The organism is Pantoea sp. Lu_F5_004 (assembly GCF_051136245.1).
GTDB lineage: Bacteria > Pseudomonadota > Gammaproteobacteria > Enterobacterales > Enterobacteriaceae > Pantoea > Pantoea agglomerans.
On record NZ_CP194946.1, the window covers coordinates 1,776,068 to 1,800,411 of the forward strand.

Sequence of the window (24,344 nt, forward strand, 5' to 3'; positions counted from 1 at the left end):
CGTAGCGTTTACACTGAAAGCAACGTCGCCTGGAAAAGATCCTATGAAACCCAATCCGATTGCTGTTTTGACTCTGATCCTGACTGCTCTCTGCAGTGGCAACGCTGCCGCCAGCGCATGCAGCCCGAACAACGCTGCTGTGGCTAACAGCAATAACCTGATTTTACTGGGCGGGAATGCGAAAGGCGCGGTGAAGCAGGTGGTTGCGGGTGAGTTTGGCAAAGATGTGAACTCGCAAAAGCGCGTACTGGGGCAGTTTGACGCCTGTGGCGATCTGACGGTTGCCGACGTCAGCTATGACAAAAGTGAGCGCAACGTGATTCTCAGCATGGAGCAACACATTGCCCGGGTGCAGGGCGGCTGGGTGGCGGAATATGCGTATCTGGTAAAAGTGCTGAAAGAGGGCAAAGAGGTGGTGGTCGATAACCGACAGGGGACGATTAACTGGCAGAAAGGTCAGCATGGCAACATTACCAGCGCCTCCGACAGGTTTACCAGCATGGGTAAAAGCGGCTTTACCGACACGACTTACCGTTATGATCGGCAGTTCAGGCTGGAGAAGAGCGTGGCGCGCGGCAGCGATCCCCTGACCAACGGTGAAAATCATTACCACTGGAATCCGCAGGGTCTGGTGACCCGCACCACATCGGCCCGCAGCACCGACAGTTATACCTACGATCCCCAATGGCGTGAAGTGCGGCTCAACGGCACGGCGACCACACCGCTGAGCACCATCCGATCAGTAGATGAGTGTCAGTCCTGGGATCAGGTGGGTAACTGTACCCTGAGTTATCTGCATGAGACCGAAATCTTCACGCGCGGCACTATAGAGCGCCATCTCAGTTCCGCCTACAAATATGAGTACTGGGACCAGCCAGCGGCGGCGGAGTAAAAGGCGATCGGATGATCGCCTGTCGGGTGGTTATTTAACCGTCTGACTAAAGGCATCCAGCGCCAGCAGTGCGTTTGCAATATCTTCCGGTGAAAGGTTTGGATTAAGGTTTTTCAGCGTGTCGCCCTCACTGTTCGCCAGTGCACCCACTTTGACCAGATTCTCCCAGCTCTCATTTTCCAGATGCAGCTCCCGGAGCGTGGTCGGCATGTTGATCGAGCGATAGAAGCGGATATAGCGCGCAATTTCCTCATCCGGACGCTTCTCAAGCACCATCTGCGTCAGTGTGCCGTAGGCGACTTTCTCGCCATGGGTCAGATGGTGGATATCACCATCAATCGCGGTGAACCCATTATGAATAGCGTGCGCAGCTGCCAGCCCTCCATTTTCAAAGCCCAGCCCCGATAACAGCGTATTCGCCTCAACCACCGCTTCCACTGCGGGTGTCACTCGTTTTTGGGTGACGGCAACGTAGGCGCTGTAACCCCAGGTAAGCAGCGTTTCTTCGCAGGCGCGGGCAATCGCCAGTCCGGCAATTGTCGGATCACCATTAACCATCGATTTTGAATGCGAACGCGCCACCGCCTGCGCTTCAACCCAGGTCGCCAGGCCATCTGCAATGCCGGAGGCAAAGAGTCGTGCTGGCGCACTGGCGCAGACGGCGGTGTCCACCAGCACCAAATCAGGATTTTTACTGTAGAAGCGATAGCTCTCAAATACGCCGCTATCAGAATAGATGACCGACAGCGCGCTACAGGGGGCGTCGGTGGAGGCGATCGTAGGCACGATGGCTACCGGCTGCTTCAGCTCATCCGCCACCGCTTTAACCGTATCCAGCGTTTTGCCACCGCCCAGCCCGACAACTACATTACAGCCCTGACTTTTCGCCAGCTGGCTCAGACGGGTGATTTCATTGCTCGACGCCTCGCCGTTGAACTGGTGCCAGTTGAAGGTAACGCCCGCCTTTTGCAGCGCCTGTTGGGCGCGTTCGCCGATCAATTTCCAGACGACATCATCCGCAACCAGGAAAGCGTTATCACCCAGTTCGGCCACATAGGGACCCAGCTCATCCAGCACGCCCGCGCCCTGCACATATTTACGGGGTGAAGAGAAGATAAATTTACTCATAATCACAGCTCCTTAATATGAAGTTAAACCGCCCTTAGCCTGGCACACGCTGACGAACAGGGAGAGTGTTCAGGGTGAGATAATTCGACGGGCCTGTTACGCTAGCAGGACACCCATACGCTGCTGACCGGCTGTTACCTCCAGGGAGAACGCCATGACCACCACGCTGTTTTCATTTCTGTTTGCCATCACCATACTGACGCTGACGCCGGGATTTGATACTGCGCTGGTACTGCGCTCAGCAGTCGCTCAGGGCGCAAAGCGCGCCAGCGTGACGGCACTGGGTATCACGCTCGGCTGTCTGGTCTGGGGTGTCGCGGTGGGATTCGGTTTAGGCGCGCTGCTGCTGGCCTCCGAAATGGCCTATAACCTGCTTAAGTGGCTGGGTGCCGCCTGGTTACTCTGGCTGGGGCTGAAATTGTTGCTGAAACCCCGCCAGACAGCAGTCGACACGCAACAACCGGCGCTGCAGCAGGGCTATCTTGCCTGCTTCAGCCGTGGGCTGCTGGGCAATCTGCTAAACCCCAAAGTGGGGATCTTCTATGTGAGTTTTTTGCCACAGTTTATCCCGGCGGGGGCATCGGTGGCGCTCTGGTGTAGTCTGATGGCGCTGGCACACATGCTGCTGGGGCTGATCTGGAATGCGGTACTGATTGGCGGCAGCCACTATTTCGCCGGTCATTTGCGCAAACCGCGAGTGCTGAAGGTGATGGATCGCCTGACTGGCTGCGTCTTTATTGGATTTGCGGCGAAACTGGCGTTGTCTCGCCGCTAGGGCATTACGGTTTGGTGGCGACCAGTACGGCGCGCAGAGGCGCCGGATAGCCCTCGACCGTTTTGCTGGGGTCATCGGGATCGAGGAATTCAGCCAGAGACTCGCTGGTCATCCAGTCAGTACGGCGTTGCTCTTCAGTGGTAGTGAGGGCGAAATCGACAATCCGTACATCGACAAAGCCGCTTTTTTCCAGCCAGCTTTTCAGCGCTTCAGCTGACGGAATAAAGAAGACATTGCGCATCTGCGCATATCGCTCACCAGGCACCAGCACCTGATTCACATCGCCCTCAATCACCAGCGTCTCCAGCACCAGTTCGCCACCGCTGGCCAGCTGATTCTTAAGCTGTAACAGGTGATCCAGTGGCGAACGGCGATGATAGAGCACGCCCATCGAGAACACGGTATCGAACGCCTGCAACACCGGTAACTGCTCAATGCCCAGCGGCAGCATATGCGCCCGGCGATCGTCGTTCAGCAGCTTACGCACCGCTTCGAACTGCACCAGGAATAGCTGCATTGGATCGATGCCGACCACCAGATGGGCACCCGCGCCAATCATCCGCCACATGTGATAGCCACTACCGCAGCCCACATCGAGCACTGTGCGGCCGGCCAGCGGAGAGATGTGCGGTAGTACGCGCTCCCACTTCCAGTCCGAACGCCATTCGGTGTTGATGTGGGTGCCATAAAGGAAATAGGGCCCCTTGCGCCACGGCATCAGGTTGCGCAGTAATTTCTCAATACCCTGACGATGGCGATCGCTGATGTCATCGCGGTCAGCGGTAACGCTGTGCAGCAGGTCAAGCTTTTGAGGCTCCAGCAGCGGCAGATACTCCAGCGACTTGTACCAGTCGCGGAAGTGCCCATGCAGGTTTTCACGCTGCCACTCGCTGATTTGCGCCGGTAACACTTCCAGCCACTTCGCCAGCGGTCCCACCGCAATTTGCTGATAAAAACGGCCAAAGTCGATCATTTCAACGCCACCAGAGATCCAAAATTAAAGCACTGGAACCAGAGTTCGGCGTGCGAGAAACCGGCCTGTTTCAGACGGGCTTTATGAGCTTCAACGCTGTCAGTCAGCATCACATTTTCCAGCATGCTGCGTTTCTGGCTGATTTCAAGTTCGCTGTAGCCGTTGGCGCGCTTGAAGTCGTGATGCATGTTAAACAGCAGCTCACCGACTTCGGCATCTTCAAAACTGAACTTCTCTGACAGTACCAGCGCACCGCCCGGTTTCAGTCCCTGCCAGATCTTTTCCAGCAGCGCCAGACGCGCAGGCGGTTCCAGAAACTGCAGCGTAAAGTTGAGTACCACCAGAGAGGCGTTCTCAATCTCAATGTCGCGGATATCCGCTTCCAGCACCGTTACCGGTGTGTCCGCGCGAAACGCATCAAGATGCCGACGACAGCGCTCCACCATCGCCGGGGAGTTATCCACTGCGATGATCTGGCAACCCGGCACCTGAATATTGCGGCGCACCGACAGGGTGGCCGCGCCCAGCGAACAGCCCAGGTCATAAACCTTGCTGTCCGGGGTAACAAAACGTTCTGCCAGCATGCCAATCATCGAAATGATGTTGGAGTAGCCCGGCACCGAGCGCTGAATCATGTCAGGAAAGACTTCAGCTACACGCTCGTCAAAAGTCCAGTCGCCCAGTTTTGCAATGGGCGCTGAGAAGAGTTGATCGCGGTCAGACATATCGAAAATCCGAAGAGACGACGGAAAGGGCGCTATTCTCGCAGAAAGTGGGGCGGGCTGCACCCCTTAACCCAGGCCAGCTTAATGCAGCGTCAGCACCAGTTCCCACGGCATATAGATCAGGTTAAAAATCACCATGCCGCACAGGGAAAACAGCGTCAGCAGCATGCCATATTTGCGGCCTGCCATTGCGCTGCTGCGCAAACCCCAGGCGTGCAGCAGGCGACTGATAAAGAACAGCAGACCCGTGAGATGCACCATCCAGATATCGGCGCCGTTCATCTCCATCATTACCAGCAGAAACAGCGCCAGCGGAATGGTTTCGATGGCGTTGCCGTGAATGCGAATCGCCATTTTCAGGTCGTGGTAGCCGCCATCGCCATACGCCACGCGATAGAATCGGCGATAGCGGACCACGTCCAGCGTGAATTTCATCACCAGTAATGCACCCATCACCACATATAACGCGCTAACCATTGCCACCCCTGCGACTGTCCATAATGCTTCTATTCTAACGGGCGCACAGCCCGCTGTCCTGGGCAGGAATCAAAACAGTGACGTCTGCTGCGGCCAGTCCGGTCCGCTACCTATGCCGGGATCGATCTGTTGCAGCTGCGGCCAGAGCGCCTGCACTAGCGGAAAGACCTGGCCCATATCGGGCGTGTGCAGAAACAGCATGGCGTCGCCCTGTTGCTGCCACGCCGTCAGCTTGTCTCGCCAGATCTGAAATAGCGGTACGCTCTCTTCCACACTGTCGCTGCCGATAAACCGCACCATCGGCTGCGAGCCGGTTCGCAATGCATGAGGCGGCACCCGGGGCTTCTGCGCGCGGGCCACCAGCGCGGCCGGACTTTGCGAGGTGGAGGCGTGAACCGGACGGCTGTCGAGCATCACGCGATTGATGCCGCGCGCCAGCAGGCCGCGATTCAGCGCCCGTTCAGCATCCCCTTTGGCGAAGAAAGCGGGATGGCGGACTTCGACGCCGTAGTGAAAACGGCGCGGCAGGCTGTCGAGAAAGCGCCACAGGTCGTCGAGCTGCGTCGGAGAGAAGCTGGCAGGCAGTTGCAGCCAGTACTGACCGATACGATCGGCCAGCGGCTCCATCAGCCGCAGGAAATCGGTCAGCAGGTCGTCGCTGTGCTGCAGCGCCGCCTGATGGCTGATGGTATTGGGAAACTTAAAGCAGAAGCGAAACGCATCGTGCGTCATATCGCGCCAGCGCATCACGGTTTCCGGATTCGGCAGCGCATAAAGCGTGGTATTTCCCTCTACACAATGGAAATAGCGGGCATAGTCCGCCAGGCTTTCGATGCCCCAGCGTTTCCAGTGTGAATGCTGCCACTGGGGCAGGCCAATACGAAGTGTCACGCGCGCTCCTGGCTGCAGATTAAGATACCCCATTATCCGCTATGGTCAGGCTGGGGGGCAAATGCACACAGGAAATCGGCGCTTTGGCGCGGATCTGCTTATCCTGTCTGGCTTTTTCCATTATAATGACCGCCATTTTTGCGACAGCATCGCAACAGGTAACGCGGCCGGATGCTGTCAGATGCAGCGGCGAAGTTAAAAGGATAGTGTTATGCGTACAGAATATTGCGGACAGCTCAATCTGTCTCATGTGGGTCAGCAAGTCACGCTTTGCGGCTGGGTAAACCGCCGTCGCGATCTGGGCAGTTTGATTTTTATCGATATGCGCGACCGTGAAGGCATCGTGCAGGTGTTTTTTGATCCCGATCGCCAGGACGCATTTAAGCTGGCTTCTGAACTGCGTAACGAATTCTGTATCCAGATCACCGGTACCGTGCGTGCGCGTGATGAGAAGAACAAAAACAGCGACATGGCGACCGGCGAAGTGGAGGTGTTTGCCCAGGCACTGACCATCATTAACCGCTCTGAGCCACTGCCGCTGGACTCGAATCAGACCAACAGCGAAGAAGCGCGCCTGAAGTACCGCTATCTGGATCTGCGTCGCCCTGAGATGGTGACGCGTCTGAAAACCCGCGCAAAAATCACCAGCTTTGTTCGTCGCTTTATGGATGACGAAGGTTTCCTGGATATCGAAACCCCGATGCTGACCAAAGCGACGCCGGAAGGCGCGCGTGACTATCTGGTGCCAAGCCGGGTACATAAAGGCAAATTCTATGCGCTGCCGCAGTCACCTCAGCTGTTCAAACAGCTGCTGATGATGTCCGGTTTTGACCGCTACTATCAGATCGTTAAATGCTTCCGCGACGAAGATTTACGTGCCGATCGTCAGCCAGAATTTACCCAGATCGACGTGGAAACCTCCTTTATGACCGCGCCACAAGTGCGTGAAATCATGGAGCGTTTAATCCGCAATCTGTGGCAGGACGTGCAGGGCGTTGATCTCGGTGAGTTCCCGCAGATGACCTTTGCGGAAGCGATGCATCGCTACGGTTCTGATAAACCGGATCTGCGTAACCCGATGGAGCTGGTGGACGTCGGCGACCTGCTTAAAAACGTGGAGTTCCAGGTCTTCTCTGGCCCGGCTAACGATGAAAAGGGCCGTGTTGCCGCGCTGCGCGTGCCGACCGGCGCACAGCTGAGCCGTAAGCAGATTGATGAATATGGCAAGTTCGTGGAGATTTACGGTGCCAAAGGTCTGGCGTGGATGAAGGTTAACGTCCGTGCTGACGGCCTGGAAGGCGTGCAGAGCCCGGTTGCCAAATTCCTGAATGCAGAGATCGTGGAAGGCATTCTGAGCCGCACCGGCGCACAGGATGGCGACATTATCTTCTTTGGTGCCGATCGCGCCAAAGTAGTCGCTGATGCACTGGGTGCGCTGCGTCTGAAAGTGGGTCGCGAGCTGAACATCACTGATGAGTCAGCCTGGGCACCGCTGTGGGTGATCGACTTCCCGATGTTCGAAGAGGACGAGGAGGGCGGTCTGGCTGCGATGCACCATCCTTTCACGGCGCCAAAAGAGATGAGCGCAGAAGAGCTGGCCGCCGATCCAACCCGTGCCGTGGCGAATGCCTACGACATGGTGATCAACGGTTACGAAGTGGGCGGCGGTTCAGTGCGTATCCACAACGGCAAAATGCAGCAGACGGTGTTCAGCATTCTGGGTATCGAAGAGCATGAGCAGCGTGAGAAGTTTGGCTTCCTGCTGGATGCGCTGAAGTTCGGTACGCCACCGCATGCGGGCCTGGCCTTTGGTCTGGATCGTCTGACCATGCTGCTGACCGGCACTGATAACATTCGTGACGTCATTGCGTTCCCGAAAACCACGGCGGCCGCCTGCATGATGACCGAAGCGCCAAGCGAAGCCAATCCGGCTTCCCTGCTGGAGCTCGGTATTCAGGTCGTTAAAAAAGAAAAGCCTGAGAATAAATAATGGGCTATAAACACCCGGTTTCAGTGCTGGTCGTCATTTCGGCGCGCGATACTGGCCGGGTGTTGATGCTGCAGCGGCGTGACGATCCCACGTTCTGGCAGTCGGTCACCGGCAGCCTGGAGGCGGGAGAGTCACCGCTGGCGACCGCGTGTCGTGAAGTGAATGAGGAAATCGGCATCGACGTGCTGGCCGAGCGGCTGGAGGTGGAGGATTGTCAGCGTCAGATCGACTTTGAAATCTTTCCCCATTTCCGCCATCGCTACGCCCCTGATGTCACCCATAATCACGAGCACTGGTTTCGCCTGCAACTGCCGACGGAGCGCGATGTGATGCTCACCGAGCATCTGGCGTTTCGCTGGCTGGCACCCGCTGACGCTGCAGCATTAACCCGATCATGGAGTAACCGCCAGGCAATTGAAGAATTTATCTGAATGCTCGCCATCGCCCGGTATTCCGGCGGCGGATAGATTAAATTTTATGAATCTGGTGAGTTTTAACAGGACTTCACCAACATATTGAACAGTCAGGCGTTATCGGCACCGTGAGGTTGTTCACCGCCCGCGCGACGTCGTCAGCGTACGCTTGTACGTGAGGATGCTTCGCGACGCTCGCCCTCGGGGTATTCAGGTTGTCAGTCACCTGTATGCGTACGGACGGTAAACAGGCTCGCAAGCAGGATAGCCTGCACCCTGTAAAAGATCGGAGAAAATTTAAAATGGCAGGACACAGTAAGTGGGCAAACACCAAACACCGTAAGGCGGCGCAGGATGCCAAGCGCGGCAAAATCTTCACCAAAATCATTCGTGAACTGGTGACAGCGGCCAAGCTGGGCGGCGGCGATCCGGGTTCAAACCCGCGTCTGCGTGCAGCAATGGATAAAGCGCTGGCGAACAATATGACGCGTGACACCATGGATCGCGCTATCGCGCGCGGTGTGGGCGGCGATGACAATGCCAACATGGAAACCATCATCTATGAAGGCTACGGTCCTGGCGGCTCGGCCATCATGATTGAATGCCTGAGTGACAACCGTAACCGTACCGTGGGCGAAGTGCGTCACGCCTTCACCAAAACCGGCGGGAATCTCGGCACCGACGGCTCCGTGGCTTACCTGTTCAACAAAAAAGGCGTGATCTCTTATGCGCCGGGTCAGGATGAAGATGCGGTGATGGAAGCGGCTCTGGAAGCAGGCGCAGAAGATGTGGTCAGCTATGACGACGGCGCAATTGATGTCTTCACCGCATGGGAAGAGATGGGCACGGTGCGTGATGCACTGGAAGCACTCGGCCTGAAAGCGGACACTGCAGAAGTGGCGATGATCCCGACCACCAAAGCCGAAATGGATGCGGAAACCGCACCTAAACTGCTGCGTCTGATCGACATGCTGGAAGATTGCGACGATGTGCAGGAGGTCTATCACAACGGTGAAATCTCCGACGAGGTAGCGGAAACGCTGTAATGGCGTCTACCGTAATCACTTTAACCAAAGAGGCGTAATGTCGATTATCCTGGGTATTGATCCCGGCTCACGCATCACCGGTTATGGTGTTATTCGTCAGACTGGCCGCCAGCTCACTTATCTGGGCAGCGGCTGTATCCGCACTAATACCACCGAGTTGCCCGCCCGTCTGAAGCTGATTTATGCGGGCGTCTGTGAAATCATTACGCAGTTTTCACCCGACTTCTTCGCCATTGAACAGGTGTTTATGGCGAAGAATGCAGACTCCGCGCTGAAGCTCGGCCAGGCACGCGGTGCCGCGATTGTTGCCGCGGTTAACCACGATCTGCCGGTGTTTGAGTATGCCGCCCGTCAGGTAAAACAGACCGTCGTTGGCATCGGCAGCGCCGAGAAAAGTCAGGTGCAGCACATGGTGCGAACCCTGCTGAAGCTGCCGGCGAACCCACAGGCAGATGCCGCCGATGCGCTGGCGATTGCCATTACGCACTGTCATGTGGCTCAGAATGCGGCTCGCATGAGTGACAGCAAGCTGGTGCTGACGCGCGGACGGTTACGCTCAGGTTAGCCGTCATCGCTCAGGTCGCACTCACAGGCTGGATATTCATCCAGCCTTTTTTATGTTATAAAATCCGCCACATTCGTTAGTTAAGGAAGCGTTCAGGTGATAGGTCGTTTACGGGGCAATATTCTGGAAAAGCAGCCGCCACTGGTGCTGCTTGAGGCACACGGCGTCGGCTATGAAATTTATATGCCCATGACCTGTTTTTATGAGTTGCCTGAACTTCAGCACGAAGCGGTGATTTTTACCCACTTTGTGGTGCGTGAAGATGCGCAGCTGCTGTTTGGTTTTAACAGCAAGCAGGAGCGCGCGCTGTTTCGCGAACTGATTAAAGTGAATGGCGTCGGACCTAAGCTGGCGCTGGCGATCCTCTCCGGCATGTCGGCGCAGCAGTTTGTGACCGCTGTTGAGAAAGAGGAGATCGCGTCACTGGTGAAACTGCCAGGCGTGGGCAAAAAGACGGCTGAGCGTCTGGTGGTCGAGATGAAGGACCGCTTCAAAGGAATGCACGGCGACCTGTTTGGCGGCGATTCTGCCTTTACGCTGACCACGCCGAGCGCCGAGCCGGAAACCAATGATGCGGAAGCCGAAGCGGTTGCAGCGCTGGTATCACTGGGTTATAAACCGCAGGAAGCGAGCCGTATGATCAGTAAAGTCGGTCGACCGGATGCGGATTGCGAAACCCTGATCCGCGAAGCGCTACGCGCCGCCATTTGAGGTAATTCATGATAGAAGCCGACCGCCTGATCTCCGCTGCCAGTATCAGCGAAGAAGAGGTTATTGACCGCGCTATTCGCCCGAAGATGCTGACCGAGTATGTCGGTCAGCCGCAGGTGCGAGAGCAGATGGAGATTTTCATCAAGGCAGCGCAACTGCGCGGCGATGCGCTCGATCATCTGCTGATCTTCGGTCCGCCGGGACTGGGTAAAACAACCCTGGCGAACATCGTGGCCAACGAGATGGGCGTTAATCTTCGCACTACCTCAGGTCCGGTGCTGGAAAAGGCGGGCGACCTGGCGGCGATGCTGACCAACCTTGAACCGCATGACGTCCTGTTTATCGATGAAATCCATCGTCTCTCACCGGTGGTGGAAGAGATACTCTACCCGGCGATGGAAGATTATCAGCTGGATATCATGATCGGCGAAGGCCCGGCTGCGCGCTCAATCAAGCTCGATCTGCCGCCGTTTACTCTGATCGGCGCCACCACGCGTGCTGGCTCGCTGACCTCGCCGTTGCGCGATCGTTTTGGTATTGTGCAGCGGCTTGAGTTCTACCAGGTTAAAGATTTGCAGCACATCGTAGGCCGCAGCGCCGCCTGTCTGGGTCTGGCGCTGAGTGACGAAGGGGCGTTAGAGATCGCCCGTCGCGCACGCGGCACACCGCGTATCGCCAACCGCCTGCTGCGCCGCGTTCGTGACTTCGCCGAAGTGCGGGCAAACGGTGACCTGAGCGGTGAAGTCTCCTGCAGCGCGCTGGATATGCTTAACGTAGACAGCGAAGGGTTCGATTATATGGACCGTAAACTGCTGCTGGCGATCATCGACAAATTTATGGGTGGGCCGGTGGGACTGGATAACCTGGCTGCGGCCATTGGTGAAGAGCGCGAAACCATCGAAGATGTGATTGAACCCTTCCTGATTCAGCAGGGCTTCATTCAGCGCACACCGCGTGGCCGGATGGCCACGCAGCACGCTTATCGTCACTTCGGCATCACGCGTGAAGAGTAACTAGACTGCTGGTTTCCGGACCATGCTGAAAATAAACAGGATAGCGGCGCAGAGCACTACTGACGGCCCGGCAGGGGTGTCGTAGAAGGCGGAGAAGGTCAGGCCGCCGGTGACGGCAATCACTCCGATGACCACGGCCACGGCCGCCATTCCTTCCGGTGAACGCACAAAGCGACGAGCGGTTGCGGCAGGAATAATCAGCAGTGAGGTGATGATCAGCGCACCCACGAACTTCATCGCCACCCCAATCGTCAGTGCTGTGACCAGCATCAGAATCAGACGGGTACGCTGGATATTAACGCCATCTACCTGTGCCAGTTCCGGGCTGATGGTCATCGACAGCAGCGACCGCCACTGCCACGCCATCACCAGCAGCACGATCACCACGCCGCCACCCATCATCCAGAGATCGTCTGGCGTCACCGCCAGCAGATCGCCAAACAGATAAGCCATCAGATCGACGCGAACGTTCTTCATCAGGCTGACCACCACCAGGCCCAGCGACAGCGCGCTGTGTGCCATAATCCCCAGCAGGGTATCGATAGCCAGATGCGGACGACGCTCCAGCCAGACCAGTCCCAGCGCCAGGCAGACCGTAACCAGAATCACCGCGTAGTAAGGATTCACATTAAACAGCAGGCCAAATGCCACGCCCAGCAGGGAGGCATGCGCCAGGGTATCGCCGAAATAGGACATCTTGCGCCAGACAACAAACGATCCCAGCGGACCGGCAGCCAGCGCTAACATCACACCGCCTATCCAGCCCGGTAATAACAACTCAATCATGATGGACCCTGTCCTTTGCGTAAAACGATACGTCCCTGAAGGTCGTGACGGTGATTATGATGATGACGATAAATTGCCAACTCCTCCGCGCCGCGCGGACCAAACATGGCGATAAATTCCGGATGCTGCGATACCGCTTCCGGGGTGCCGGAACAACAGATGTGATGGTTAAGGCACAGCACTTCGTCGGTTTTGGCCATCACCAGATGCAGATCGTGGGAGACCATGAGTACGCCGCAGTTCAGTTCAACGCGTAACTGATTGATAAGGTCATAGAGTGACACCTGACCATTCACATCCACACCCTGGGTAGGCTCATCGAGTACCAGCAACTGAGGCTGATTCAGCAGGGCGCGCGCCAGCAGCACACGCTGGGTTTCACCACCGGAAAGCTTTTGCAGCGGGGCGTTGAGCAGGTGACCCGCCTGCACGCGTTTCAGTGCCGGCAGGATCTCGGCGTTTTTGCTGCCCCGGGTCAGACGCATAAAGCGTTCAACGGTCACTGGCAGGGTCGGGTCGATGTGCAGCTTCTGTGGCACATAGCCAATTCGCAGACCGGGATCACGCTGAACGGAACCGGTGGTGGGAGCGAGTAGTCCCAGCACCACACGCACCAGCGTTGATTTTCCGGCACCGTTAGGACCCAGCAGGGTGAGGATGCGGCCAGGGTGCAGTGCCAGGCTGACACCGGATAACACATTGCGCTGGTTAAACTTTATCGAAACATTATCGAGTGTGACAAGTGAGGTCATAGTATTTACAGGTTGCACAGAATTTCGAATGTTATAATATCACATTCCACCTCATGGTCACGATGGAATGACGCAATATGTTACATAATAAAAAGGGCGCAATTTTCGCCTTAACTGCTTTCTCCGTTACAGCTTCGTTAACCCTTCCAGCTCAGGCGAATGTCGTGGCTTCACTCAAACCGGTAGGGTTTATCGCTGCGGCCATTGCCGATGGTGTCACACCGGTTGACGTTCTGCTACCGGACGGTGCCTCTGAACACGATTATTCCCTGCGGCCCTCAGATGCAAAACGCTTAAAAAACGCGGACTTAGTTGTATGGGTCGGGCCTGAAATGGAAGCCTTTATGGCGAAGTCTGCGGCTGAACTTCCGGCCCAAAAAAACCTCGCGATGGTGAACATCGACGGGGTAAAACCGTTATTGATTAGCGGTGGTGAAGATGAAGATGAACACACAGCGGAAAAATCCGAAGAACAGGACGCCGATGCTCATCACCATCATCACGGCGAGTTTAATATGCACCTGTGGTTGTCGCCAGAGATTGCGCGCAAGACCGCGGTTGCAATCCATGGAAAATTATTGGAACTTATGCCGCAAGATAAAGCCAAACTTGACGCCAACCTCCAGCAGTTTGAGGTAGCTTTGGCGGACACGGACAAACGCGTTAGCGCACAACTCGCTCCGGTCAGAAATAAAGGATATTTCGTTTTTCACGACGCTTACACGTACTTTGAAAAACAATACGGTCTCTCGCCCACCGGGCACTTTACCGTCAATCCTGAAATTCAACCGGGCGCTCAGCGTTTACATCAGATACGAACACAGTTGGTTGAGCAAAAGGCGGTCTGCGTCTTTGCTGAGCCACAATTCAGGCCAGCAGTCATCGATGCTGTCGCCCGCGGAACGCAGGTGCGTAAAGGCACGCTCGATCCCCTGGGAACAGACATCAGCTTAGCCAAAGACAGCTATGTGAAATTCCTCTCACAACTGTCGAGCCAGTATGAAAGCTGCCTGAATGGAGCATGAGGAATAGGTAAAAGTGCAGCAGATAGCCCGCTCTGTCGCCCTCGCATTTAATAATTTGCCGCGCCCCCACCGCGTAATGCTGGGTTCTTTAACTGTAGTCACTCTGGCCGTCGCTGTCTGGCGGCCTTACGTTTATCATCCTTCGGATGATGTGACACCCATCGTCAAAAACATCGAACTGGATAAGAACACGTTCCGCACGCTGTTGCCGGAAGCCAGTGAGCCTATCGATCAGAGCACACCGGAACCGGACGAAGAACTGCCTGCGGACGATGTGGACACCGACGTGCCCGAAACGGCCGGGGTTCACGACTACACCGTTTCATCCGGCGATACCCTGAGCAGTGCCCTGAATCAGTATGGCATCGACATCAGTGACATTAATGCGCTGGTGATGAGCGATCGCGACCTGCGTAATCTGCAGGTTGGTCAGCAGCTGAGCTGGACGCTGGATGATGATGGCGGCCTGAAAACCCTGAGCTGGGAAATTTCCCGCCGTGAAACCCGCACCTATGAGCGCACCCCTAAAGGCGGCTTTAAGATGGATGCGGAGATGCAGAAGGGTGAATGGCGCAACAGCGTAATGCAGGGCGAAGTGCGCGGCAGTTTCGCAGCCAGTGCCCAGCGTGCCGGGCTGAGCAGTGCCGAATCCAGCGCCGTAATCAAAGCGCTGCAGTGGCAGATGGATTTCCGTAAGCTGCGTGCGGGTGACCAGTTCAGCGTACTGATGTCACGCGAAATGCTGGATGGCAAGAGTGCGCAAAGTCAGTTGCTGGGTGTGCGCCTGCGCAGCGGGGGTAAAGACTATTACGCTTTCCGCGCCGAAGATGGCAAGTTCTACGATCGCAGCGGCTCCGGTCTGGCGCGCGGCTTTATGCGCTTCCCGACGGTTAAGCAGTATCGTGTCTCCTCTAACTTTAATCCGCGTCGTCTCAACCCGGTTACCGGCCGCATTGCACCTCATAAAGGCGTCGACTTTGCGCTGCCGATCGGTACGCCGGTGCTGGCAGTGGGTGATGGTGAGATCGTCGTGGCGAAGAACGGCGGTGCGGCGGGTAACTACGTCGCCATTCGTCATGGCCGCCAGTATATGACGCGCTATATGCACATGAAGAAAGTGCTGGTGAAGCCAGGTCAGAAAGTGAAACGTGGCGACCGTATTGGACTGTCAGGTAACACCGGACGATCTACCGGGCCGCATCTGCATTTCGAAATCTGGATCAATAATCAGGCGGTCAACCCATTAACGGCGAAACTGCCGCGCATGGAAGGCCTGACGGGTAAAGATCGCAGCGATTACATGGCACAGGTTAAATCCTGGCTGCCTCAGCTGGGTCTGAAGTAAGCGAATTTCGTCAAATCGCGCAAAAACCGACGGGTTTCCCGTCGGTTTTTTGCTATATGGCGCAGGATGATTGCAAATTTTCAGGTCGTCACTATCATTAGCCGGTCATTGCTTGAGGCGAGTGCATGGAAACCCGTAAAAAAAATAACACTGAATTTATTCCCGTTTTTGAACGTTCTTTTCTCAAACCTAAATACTGGGGCAGCTGGCTGGCGATTGGTGGTCTGGCCGCGATGGCGATGCTACCGCCGAAAGTGCGCGATCCGCTGCTGGGTCGGTTAGGCAAATTCGCCGGTAAGCTGGCAAAGGGCGCACGTCGCCGTGCGCTGATTAACCTCTATTACTGTCTGCCGGAACTCAGCGAGGCGCAGCGTGCGACGCTGGTCGATGAGATGTTTGCGACGGCACCGCAGGCGATGGCAATGATGACCGAGCTGGTGCTGCGCGATCCGGCACGTATCCGTGAACGTGTAGAGTGGCATGGTCGTGAAATTATCGACCAGATGAAAGCGGAGCAGCAGAATGTGATTTTCCTGGTGCCGCACGGCTGGGCGGTGGATATTCCCGCTATGCTGCTGGCGTCAGAAGGTCAAAAGATGGCGGCGATGTTCCATAACCAGAGCGATCCGCTGATGGACTATGCCTGGAATACCGCACGCCGGGGTTATGGCGGACGGCTGCATGCGCGCAACGACGGTATCAAACCCTTTATCAGTTCAATCCGCCAGGGCTACTGGGGCTACTACCTGCCCGATCAGGATCATGGCCCGGAGCAGAGTGAGTTCGTCGATTTCTTTGCCACCTATAAAGCGACGCTGCCTGCGGTAGGGCGACTGATGAAAGTCTGCCGCGCGCGTGTGGTGCCGCTGTTCCCGGTTTATAACAGCAAATCGCACAAGCTTGAAATTTATGTGCGTCCGCCGATGGACGATCTGCTGGAAGCCGACGATCACCAACTGGCTCGCCGGATGAATGAAGAGGTGGAAGTGTTTGTCCGCCCGCATCCCGAGCAGTACACCTGGATCCTCAAGCTGCTGAAGACCCGCAAAGAGGGTGACATCGAGCCCTATTCGCGCAAAGAGCTTTATCCGCGCAAATAGCAAAAAGGCCGCGAAAGCGGCCTTTTTATGATGAGGGGAAAAGAGCTGGCTCAGGTCGCAGTCGCCTTTCGCAAAGACGTATAATACGCCCTCCCTGGCCCGCGCTGTTTGGCTACAGGCGTATACTTCCATCGCTTTGAGCTTCTGAGCTGCCTGCTCAGCGCAAACCTGTGGCTGCGCTGCCTGTTTATAATGCTTCCAGCCTGCTGCGACGTTTACGCTCGCGCATAAACAGGATCACCAGACCAAACCAGAGCACGCCGCTGATAAAGTTGACCAGGCAGAACCACAGCGTGCCGCCGCTGAAGTAGCCGCTTTTCGCCAGCTCAATTCCCACCGCCAGCGTCATAATACTGATCATTCCCAGCATCGCAGCCACGCTGCCTTTGCCTTCGTTGCTGGCGTAGAGCGTCAGGCGATACAGTCCGGCATTGACCATGCCAGCGCCAAAGGCGTAGAGGCTCAGACCAGCGGTTATCAGCAGATAACCGTGGCTGTTCATCAGGCTCGCCACCAGCGCCAGGCTCAGACCAATCAGAATCGGCCAGGCGGCGAACTTCACCGGCTGTTCAATCGGCACGCGTCCCGCCAGCTTACTCAGCGTCAGGTTACCGGCGATCATCGCCAGAAACACCGGCAGCTGCAGCAGGGCGTACTGCATACGCGACAGACCTTCGTCGTGCATCAGGATCACCGGCGAAAGGGCAACCCAGGTGAGGATCGGGATAAACACCAGCCCGATAGCGAAGGAACCAAACATTACCAGCCGGTCTTTCATCAGCCGGCCATAGTTGCGTGCCAGATTGGGCAGGGCGATGGAGTGACTGCGGTCACCTGCGGTTTCGGGCATCACACGCCACAGCACCACAAAGGCGACCAGGCTGCAGGCGGCAAACAGCCAGAACATGCTGCGCCAGCTGCCAATGGTGAGCCAGGCTGCACCGGCAAGCGGACCCGCCAGCGGAGCCAGCAGCGCCACGTTGGCCATCAGCGCCATCATGCGCACCGCCAGCGCCTCATCAAAGGCTTCCTGAATTGCGGCATAGCCGACCGCGCCGATAAAGCAGAGGCTGATGCCCTGAATAAAGCGCAGGCTGACAAATTCTTCAATTGAGCTGACCCAGTGCATCAGCATGCAGGCGACGGCAAAAAACAGGATGCCGAAGAGCATCACCGGTCGCCGGCCAAACTTATCAGAGAGAGGACCCAGCAGCCATTGCAGCACCACGCCGCCAATCAGGTAGGCGGTCAGGGAGGTGGAGACCCATTCAGGGCCGACGGAAAATTCGCTGGTGACGATCAGCATGCCAGGCTGGATCATGTCATGAGCAATATAGGTGGCAAACTCGAACAGCACTAACGCCAGAGGAAAGAGTAAAATTCGGCCGGTAAGCTGGCTGATGGGGTGGAAACGGGCCATCTGGCCTCCTTGTCAGAAAAGAAAACGCGACTGCCAGGCAGTCGCGTTGTTTATTCTACACCGACATTGTAAACCCGGACTCAATTAATCCACGCGCAGCACACGTGTGGTATTGGTGGTGCCGGTGGCGCCCATCACATCGCCCTGCGTCACAATGACCAGATCGCCAGAGACCAGGAAGCCTTTGTCGCGCAGCAGGTTAACGGCATCGTGCGCAGCAGCCACACCGTCGTTATTGCTGTCGAAGAACACTGGCGTTACGCCGCGATAGAGCGCGGTGAGATTCAGCGTGCGTTCATGGCGTGACATGGCAAAAATCGGCAGGCCCGAGGTGATACGTGAGGTCATCAGCGGGGTACGGCCCGACTCGGTCATGGTGATGATCGCGGTGACGCCCTGCAGGTGGTTCGCGGCGTACATGGATGACATAGCAATCGCTTCTTCGACATTGTCGAACTGCACGTCCAGACGATGCTTGGAGACGTTGACGCTCGGGATCTTCTCCGCGCCCAGGCAGACCTTCGCCATCGCTGAGACAGTTTCAGCCGGATACTGACCCGCTGCGGTTTCCGCAGAGAGCATCACAGCATCGGTGCCATCCAGCACGGCATTCGCCACGTCCATCACTTCTGCGCGGGTCGGCATCGGGTTAGTGATCATCGACTCCATCATCTGCGTCGCGGTAATGATGGTGCGGTTAAGCTGGCGGGCACGACGAATCAATGCTTTCTGAATGCCGACCAGTTCCGGATCGCCAATCTCAACGCCCAGATCGCCACGCGCCACCATCACCACATCAGAGGCCAGAATGATGTCATCCATCGCTTCCTGGCTGGCGACCGCTTCGGCACGTTCCACTTTTGCGACCAGTTTGGCGTCACAACCCGCTTCGCGCGCCAGACGACGTGCCAGATTCATATCTTCACCACAGCGTGGGAAAGAGACGGCCAGATAGTCGACGCGGATTTTGGCGGCGGTGATGATATCCGCTTTATCTTTTTCGGTCAGCGCTTCAGCTGAGAGTCCGCCGCCCAGTTTGTTAATGCCTTTGTTGTTCGACAGCGGGCCACCCACGGTGACTTCGGTGAACACTTTCATCTCCTGAACTTCCAGCACTTTCAGCTGCACGCGGCCATCATCCAGCAGCAGGATATCGCCCGGCACCACATCTGCCGGCAGGCCTTTATAGTCGATACCCACGCGCTCTTTATCGCCTTCGCCTTTACCCAGATTGGCATCCAGCAGGAAACGGTCGCCGATATTCAGGAAAACTTTGCCTTCTTTGAAGGTTGAAACACGAATTTTTGGACCCTGGAGGTCACCGAGGATGGCCACGTGGCGACCCAGTTTTGCGGCAATCTCACGCACTTTATCGGCACGGATCTGGTGATCTTCTGGCGTGCCGTGAGAGAAGTTGAGTCGTACAACGTTCGCGCCGGCAGCGATGATTTTTTCTAAATTATTATCACGATCGGTGGCCGGGCCGAGGGTTGTAACGATTTTGGTTCTTCTGAGACGTCGAGAGGTGGACTTTTGGATGATTGCTGTAGGGCTGGTCATTCGATGATCCTTTTGTTCTAACTGATTGATTAGCCTGATGTTTAATCGTGCGTGCCAGTGTGGGTCTACTTGTTGAGCATATCTTAGCGTCTGTCCGTTGCTATCTGTTTAGCGCTTAAGGTGACACAAGTAGTGCTCCAAATACTGACACAAGGTAAACGCTTACACCTAAGGTACACCAAATGTTTGACACTGTTAAGACGACCTCAAGCCAAGCTCGACCTGTATTTACTCACGCCATTCGTAAAGCTGACTCAGTGGTTACTCATAGTGACCAGAGAGGAGTCCACATCTACCATCAAGGCCCATCTGTGCGCACCATGACGCTAGGTCTCATCATGGAATTATCAATCGGTTCTGATTTAGCGTGGTGGTCGATTGTTGATTATCAAACTGCTGGTCCACACACCGTTCTCTATCAGGTCAGCTATACGCTCCTCGATAACCCGGAGGCTCACGAGATTACCATTGAGTTGAACTCAAAAGAGGAGGGCGCTCTGTGATGTGTGCTGCTGATTCTTTTTCTTTGAGTAACTTCTCGTGGGTTACGTTAATTATTTCATCTGTGCTTTTCGTCTACTTGCTGAGTTTGGTCTGTCTGGTCTACTGGTGCATAACAGCACCTGATTATGTTGATGCTGATTTCAATCCACACAGGGAAGGAAGCCATTTAACACCCACTTACGGGGGTGAGCCGGTAATTGCGACTCACGATTTGGGAGAGGGCAGCGTGTCCACTCAAAACGAGTCAAAAGGAATCACATCATGAACAATCAGTCGTTATCTTTATCAAGGCTGGCTGTCCCTCAGTTAGTAAGACGTCGAGGCTCAGGGCGTTATACAGTTCGATTCAGGGAGATAGGTAATGCGTCTTCTCTGGTTTCTATAGGTCTGCGCACCTCGGACAAGAGGGCTGCAATGATCAGAGCAAGGGAGTTAGCTCAGACCGCGAAAGCGTTCCTTCTTGATAACTCACAGGTCACCAGCAAGGAACTGAACGAGCACCTTAAGTCTATGGCCTTAACGTTCCTCACTGACAAGGTGGGAGACTTCTGGTCAGGTCTGGAGGTGGACCACATCGAAGACGCCAGCGTTAATCTGCGGTCACTCGCAAAGGAATCAATGACGCTAGACCAGCAAGCACACATCGTTAAGGCGTTGGAGGTCCTGCAAGCTGCTCGGAGTCGTGCACACAGTGGGGACACTCAGCCTTTACTGTCAGTGCTGGCCTCGTTGAATGGTGATAATGATCAGGGAGTGCACAATGCAGACGCTCCAAAGCGAAATCTGAGAGATGACCAAGAGTCTAGCCCTACAGAATCCACACAGGAGCCTCTGTTTTTTAATGAATTGTCAGACCTCTACATAAAGGAACACAGCGTAAACCTCAAGCCAGCCAGTGTGAGAGACATTCAGTCTGCGCATAAGGCGCTCAAGCTGTTCACTGGTTCGATTGACTGGAGAGAGCACACTAGGGCTGAGGTCTCCGCTATGCGCGATGCTATGCGTGACTCAGGGCGATACGCAGACGCTACCGTTAATAAGATGATGGCTAAACTGTGCGCTGTCATGAATTGGGCCTTTCAGAATGGACACATTAAGCACGACTACACAAAGGGCCTAAAAGTGAAGGGCGTTAAGAGCGTGCGCCGTGCTTACTCTGCGGCTGAACTGGTCAAGGTGTTGGACCGGGTGACCACTGAACGTGAACCACATAAGCGCCTCTTTGGTCTGGTCGCTACTATCACAGGAGCACGCGCCGGGGAACTCACACAGCTAACTAAGGCTGATGTAGTAGAGGAAGCTGGTCATCTCTGTATCGACATTAACGACAATGGAGACAAGAGCATTAAGAACGCTGCAAGTGCTCGTCTGGTCCCGCTGACAGATGGCGCTAAGGGTTTCTCTCTGGCTGAGTTCCGGGAGTGGGTCGCTGCGTTGCCGTCCAGTGATTCCCTTGTGTTCGGTATGTCCAGAGACACAGCTTCACAGTGGTTTAACAGGGAGGTCCTACCGCAAGCACTGCCAGACCGCACAGGTGATCTTGTGTTGCACTCTCTGCGTCACACTATGGCTACCCTTTTTAAGAATGCTGGCGTTGCTGAGAGCCTCGCTGGTGATGTTCTGGGACACTCAGGACAGGGCATTACGTTTGGTCTGTATGGTCGCGCTAAGGCAGTTGACCAGATGGCTGAGGGTCTCGCTAAGGCACTGTTAGAACCTTGATAGGCTGGGCTTATTGGTTTGGCGATAATGATTTATTTTGCCATTAAGACTCACTATCGGGAGAGGACTTACTAAAGTCTGAACCTAGCTGGTCCATGCTTCTTAGGGGTGGGCAACATTGGTACGTCATCTGCGCTTGCGCGGTCTCTGACTATTGGCTGATGGGACCAGTTATTTTATTGACTCAGGTCATAGGGGTGGAAACTCTAAGAAGTATAAAGAGTAACCAAGAGTTATGGTGATAATATCCATGACAATGGTCACCTCTCTTTAAGTTCTTCTTTATGTTTTAACTTCAAGAGACTTAAAGACACTTTAGATACTTAGAGTTTAAATGAATTGATTTAATTAAAAGATAATAACTTTAAGTTCTTCTTTAAGTTTAATTCTAAGAGTAACTCAAAGAGTAAACTTTAAGATACCTTGTTGTTACCTATAGCGAGATGGTCATTATAGCGATTAGCTAACTATCCCTTATTGGTCACTCGTAGCCCTCTCAAAGTTAAACAGACATTAAGACTCACTAACGGGAGAGATGACACACCGTTCTCCTGCGAGATGCACTTTTCAAATGAAACCCTGAAATGGGGCTTTTAGAGATTCCTGCTTTAAAGGACCCGTCGAATCGACGCCCCTATTATCCCAAATCGTGCCACCGCAAGTGCACACTTTAAATTAATCGTAAAGTCATTCTGTCTGCGTCCTGTTGTCCTGCTGGTCTCCCTTTGTGTGGGGACTTTACGTAGGTCAGTGGGGTGCGGCTTCAGGGTGCAGACAAAAGGAAATCACACTATGAACATGCCAATTGAATTTAATAACGTTGTATCAATGACCAGTTTAGAAATTGCTGAGTTGACCGGGAAGCTGCACAAAAATGTGTTAGTTGATTGCCGTAACCTACTTAATATAGCTGGGCTGAAATCTCAGCTCAGTGAGGAAACCTATACAGACCCCACAGGCCGAGCCTTACCGTTGTACCGATTGACCAAGAAGGCCACCTTTGTACTGGTCTCAGGTTACTCCGCTGAGTTACGCCTCAAGTGCTTCGAGCGCATCGAGTTCCTAGAGTCTCAAGTACAACGCCTAGAAGACGACAAGAAGCGCGTAGCCGTTCAATCAGCTAACCGCCGTGGGGTCACATGGGGTGACTTCTGCAAGGCCCACGACCTGCCAGCACAGCGTTTACTCCAAGCGCTCAAGAAGTCTCGTGGTCTCTTCAGGTTCCGACCTGATGGGCGCGTAGAGGTGAACCCTCGTTATCGAGATTACTTCATTATCCTAAAGCCAACTGACAGACGCTTTAGCCCGACCGGGATTAACTTCAGGTTCAACGCGAAGGGTCAGGAATACTTTAGCAATGATAAGGCGCTCGATAAGTTCCGCACAGATTTAGTGGAGCAACTCGGGTCAGACTACCAGAAGCAGCAACTGTTACTTTCTCGTGCTCGTGCAGGTAAACCGGATGAATTCTGAGGGTGAACTTTCCATTTCGAAAGTGGACACCTACCGATCATTTCCATTAAGACTCACTATCGGGAGAGTACAGACACCTTCTTGCAATCACACATCATATTCACTGGCTCTTTATGACTATGCTCATATTCCAATGAACGTGCGTGATTAGGTTCCGCCCCTCCTAAATAGCATTAGATTCAAACTCCATTATATATATTCAATGTGCGCTGACCCAACACGAGAGGTCTGGAGCTAATAGGCTTCATCCACTTATTTGCTAACTCACCAGAGAACTCATTCTCTCAGGGTCACCCATTTATATTCTCTCTCTAAAGTAAATCAGCCAGCCACTTCAACAGGGCTTAACCGATACAAACACCAGACGACTCATTCAATAAAGAAATATATCAATGTAATACTAACAAGTTCATATCTTCCATGTGTATGGTTATTTGTGATTGACTCCAGTATTTAACATTAGATTCCTATCTTTAAGTTGTTATCCCTGAGTATCGGCAGGAGTCTGGTAGCGACCATTAAGGCGGCTGACTGATTTACTTTTTAATTAAATACACACACACCTATAGAGCCTTTCAGTGGTTCTTTATTTTGCCCAATTCTGGACACAACAGGACGCATCATCATGACCACATCTAAGGCTAGCCCTGCTAGCAAGAAGACCTCAGGGGTCAATCTAATTGCACTCCGAGACCATCTCACAGAGTGGCTGAAAGACCCCGCTAATTACCAAGTTTCCATTGAGGACATCGCAATGATGACCGGGAAGCATAAACGCCATGTCAAACGAGACGTGAAGGCTATGAGAGCACGCCGTGGTCAACCCGAGGGGACCGCTGAGGTTCTTACAGGGAATGACTTCCTGATGCTGCTGGCTGGCTATAACACCGCGATAAGTTTCGATGTAGTCGAGACTCTCGCTGACCTCTATGCAAATCAAAAGGACTGACACCGTGCCAACCACATTCAACACATCGACCCCAGAGGGCCGTAAAGCTCTCAGACTGCGTGACGTGAAGTCCATCCGTTTAGCGGAGGCATTGGGTCTGGGTCCATTG

General features: G+C 54.7%; 24 protein-coding genes. 15 read left to right on the top strand and 9 right to left on the bottom strand.

Annotated elements, in window-relative coordinates; all coding sequences use genetic code 11:
* The first annotated feature begins 43 nt into the window (after positions 1 to 43).
* A complete protein-coding gene (locus tag ACR8BN_RS08160; RefSeq protein ID WP_434747507.1) occupies positions 44 to 892 on the top strand; it encodes a hypothetical protein in 849 nt (282 codons plus the stop codon).
* 30 nt (positions 893 to 922) lie between these two features.
* On the opposite strand, the gene ACR8BN_RS08165 is transcribed toward ACR8BN_RS08160, so the two are convergent.
* Positions 923 to 2,020: a glycerol dehydrogenase gene (locus ACR8BN_RS08165; RefSeq protein ID WP_031591434.1), complete on the bottom strand. Its 1,098-nt coding sequence runs from the start codon at positions 2,018 to 2,020 to the stop codon at positions 923 to 925.
* Positions 2,021 to 2,174: 154 nt separating this feature from the next.
* Between ACR8BN_RS08165 and ACR8BN_RS08170 the strand changes: the two genes are divergently transcribed.
* A complete protein-coding gene (locus tag ACR8BN_RS08170; RefSeq protein ID WP_064705019.1) occupies positions 2,175 to 2,795 on the top strand; it encodes a LysE family translocator in 621 nt (206 codons plus the stop codon).
* Between the two features lie 4 nt (positions 2,796 to 2,799).
* Here the strand turns inward: ACR8BN_RS08170 and cmoB are convergent, their stop codons facing one another.
* The 4 genes from cmoB to ACR8BN_RS08190 all read right to left on the bottom strand — a co-directional run bounded on the left by cmoB (position 2,800) and on the right by ACR8BN_RS08190 (position 5,861).
* Complete coding sequence (cmoB, locus tag ACR8BN_RS08175; protein ID WP_434747508.1) at positions 2,800 to 3,768, bottom strand: tRNA 5-methoxyuridine(34)/uridine 5-oxyacetic acid(34) synthase CmoB; 969 nt, start codon at positions 3,766 to 3,768, stop codon at positions 2,800 to 2,802.
* Entirely contained in the window at positions 3,765 to 4,493 is a 729-nt protein-coding gene (gene cmoA / locus ACR8BN_RS08180) for a carboxy-S-adenosyl-L-methionine synthase CmoA (protein WP_010258614.1), read from the bottom strand. The genes cmoB and cmoA overlap by 4 nt, the downstream gene beginning before the upstream one ends.
* Before the next feature lie 81 nt (positions 4,494 to 4,574).
* The gene (locus tag ACR8BN_RS08185) at positions 4,575 to 4,970 is read right to left on the bottom strand and encodes an MAPEG family protein (RefSeq protein WP_010258617.1); all 396 of its coding nucleotides are present in this window, start codon (positions 4,968 to 4,970) and stop codon (positions 4,575 to 4,577) included.
* Between the two features lie 69 nt (positions 4,971 to 5,039).
* Positions 5,040 to 5,861, bottom strand: coding sequence for a DUF72 domain-containing protein (locus ACR8BN_RS08190; RefSeq protein WP_258995322.1), 822 nt, complete (start codon positions 5,859 to 5,861; stop codon positions 5,040 to 5,042).
* 211 nt (positions 5,862 to 6,072) lie between these two features.
* On the opposite strand from ACR8BN_RS08190, the gene aspS reads away from it, so the two are divergent.
* From aspS to ruvB, 6 genes are all read left to right on the top strand, one after another.
* Positions 6,073 to 7,851 carry an aspartate--tRNA ligase gene (aspS, locus tag ACR8BN_RS08195; RefSeq protein ID WP_434747509.1) on the top strand — a complete coding sequence of 593 codons (1,779 nt, stop codon included), beginning with the start codon at positions 6,073 to 6,075 and terminating at the stop codon, positions 7,849 to 7,851.
* Entirely contained in the window at positions 7,851 to 8,282 is a 432-nt protein-coding gene (gene nudB, locus ACR8BN_RS08200; RefSeq protein WP_010258628.1) for a dihydroneopterin triphosphate diphosphatase, read from the top strand. The genes aspS and nudB overlap by 1 nt, the downstream gene beginning before the upstream one ends.
* A gap of 284 nt (positions 8,283 to 8,566) precedes the next feature.
* Entirely contained in the window at positions 8,567 to 9,310 is a 744-nt protein-coding gene (locus tag ACR8BN_RS08205; protein WP_010258633.1) for a YebC/PmpR family DNA-binding transcriptional regulator, read from the top strand.
* 37 nt (positions 9,311 to 9,347) lie between these two features.
* Positions 9,348 to 9,875: a crossover junction endodeoxyribonuclease RuvC gene (gene ruvC, locus ACR8BN_RS08210; RefSeq protein ID WP_003849205.1), complete on the top strand. Its 528-nt coding sequence runs from the start codon at positions 9,348 to 9,350 to the stop codon at positions 9,873 to 9,875.
* Between the two features lie 96 nt (positions 9,876 to 9,971).
* The gene (gene ruvA / locus ACR8BN_RS08215; RefSeq protein ID WP_010670803.1) at positions 9,972 to 10,586 is read left to right on the top strand and encodes a Holliday junction branch migration protein RuvA; all 615 of its coding nucleotides are present in this window, start codon (positions 9,972 to 9,974) and stop codon (positions 10,584 to 10,586) included.
* Positions 10,587 to 10,594: 8 nt separating this feature from the next.
* Positions 10,595 to 11,599, top strand: coding sequence for a Holliday junction branch migration DNA helicase RuvB (gene ruvB / locus ACR8BN_RS08220; protein ID WP_010258640.1), 1,005 nt, complete (start codon positions 10,595 to 10,597; stop codon positions 11,597 to 11,599).
* On the opposite strand, the gene znuB is transcribed toward ruvB, so the two are convergent.
* Complete coding sequence (gene znuB, locus ACR8BN_RS08225; RefSeq protein ID WP_010258643.1) at positions 11,600 to 12,385, bottom strand: zinc ABC transporter permease subunit ZnuB; 786 nt, start codon at positions 12,383 to 12,385, stop codon at positions 11,600 to 11,602. It lies immediately after the preceding gene.
* Positions 12,382 to 13,137 (bottom strand): zinc ABC transporter ATP-binding protein ZnuC, encoded by a 756-nt coding sequence (znuC, locus tag ACR8BN_RS08230; RefSeq protein ID WP_434747510.1) that lies wholly within the window; start codon positions 13,135 to 13,137, stop codon positions 12,382 to 12,384. The genes znuB and znuC overlap by 4 nt, the downstream gene beginning before the upstream one ends.
* A 77-nt stretch (positions 13,138 to 13,214) precedes the next feature.
* On the opposite strand from znuC, the gene znuA reads away from it, so the two are divergent.
* The 3 genes from znuA to lpxM all read left to right on the top strand — a co-directional run bounded on the left by znuA (position 13,215) and on the right by lpxM (position 16,607).
* Positions 13,215 to 14,162, top strand: coding sequence for a zinc ABC transporter substrate-binding protein ZnuA (gene znuA / locus ACR8BN_RS08235; RefSeq protein WP_010670802.1), 948 nt, complete (start codon positions 13,215 to 13,217; stop codon positions 14,160 to 14,162).
* Positions 14,163 to 14,175: 13 nt separating this feature from the next.
* Positions 14,176 to 15,507: a murein DD-endopeptidase MepM gene (gene mepM / locus ACR8BN_RS08240; RefSeq protein WP_069026418.1), complete on the top strand. Its 1,332-nt coding sequence runs from the start codon at positions 14,176 to 14,178 to the stop codon at positions 15,505 to 15,507.
* Positions 15,508 to 15,632: 125 nt separating this feature from the next.
* Positions 15,633 to 16,607, top strand: coding sequence for a lauroyl-Kdo(2)-lipid IV(A) myristoyltransferase (gene lpxM, locus ACR8BN_RS08245; protein WP_039391085.1), 975 nt, complete (start codon positions 15,633 to 15,635; stop codon positions 16,605 to 16,607).
* A gap of 187 nt (positions 16,608 to 16,794) precedes the next feature.
* Here lpxM and ACR8BN_RS08250 read toward each other — a convergent pair whose 3' ends face one another.
* Entirely contained in the window at positions 16,795 to 18,027 is a 1,233-nt protein-coding gene (locus tag ACR8BN_RS08250) for an MFS transporter (protein ID WP_022625519.1), read from the bottom strand.
* Between the two features lie 84 nt (positions 18,028 to 18,111).
* The gene (gene pyk, locus ACR8BN_RS08255; RefSeq protein ID WP_311976495.1) at positions 18,112 to 19,587 is read right to left on the bottom strand and encodes a pyruvate kinase; all 1,476 of its coding nucleotides are present in this window, start codon (positions 19,585 to 19,587) and stop codon (positions 18,112 to 18,114) included.
* 182 nt (positions 19,588 to 19,769) lie between these two features.
* Here pyk and ACR8BN_RS08260 point away from each other — a divergent pair, with 182 nt between their 5' ends.
* The 4 genes from ACR8BN_RS08260 to ACR8BN_RS08275 all read left to right on the top strand — a co-directional run bounded on the left by ACR8BN_RS08260 (position 19,770) and on the right by ACR8BN_RS08275 (position 24,235).
* Positions 19,770 to 20,090: a hypothetical protein gene (locus ACR8BN_RS08260; RefSeq protein WP_118664012.1), complete on the top strand. Its 321-nt coding sequence runs from the start codon at positions 19,770 to 19,772 to the stop codon at positions 20,088 to 20,090.
* Positions 20,091 to 20,352: 262 nt separating this feature from the next.
* On the top strand, positions 20,353 to 21,813 hold the full coding sequence (locus ACR8BN_RS08265) for a tyrosine-type recombinase/integrase (RefSeq protein WP_434747511.1): 1,461 nt from the start codon (positions 20,353 to 20,355) through the stop codon (positions 21,811 to 21,813).
* Positions 21,814 to 22,605: 792 nt separating this feature from the next.
* Entirely contained in the window at positions 22,606 to 23,286 is a 681-nt protein-coding gene (locus ACR8BN_RS08270; protein WP_434747512.1) for a Rha family transcriptional regulator, read from the top strand.
* A 625-nt stretch (positions 23,287 to 23,911) separates the two neighbouring features.
* Entirely contained in the window at positions 23,912 to 24,235 is a 324-nt protein-coding gene (locus ACR8BN_RS08275; RefSeq protein ID WP_434747513.1) for a hypothetical protein, read from the top strand.
* Positions 24,236 to 24,344: the final 109 nt, after the last annotated feature.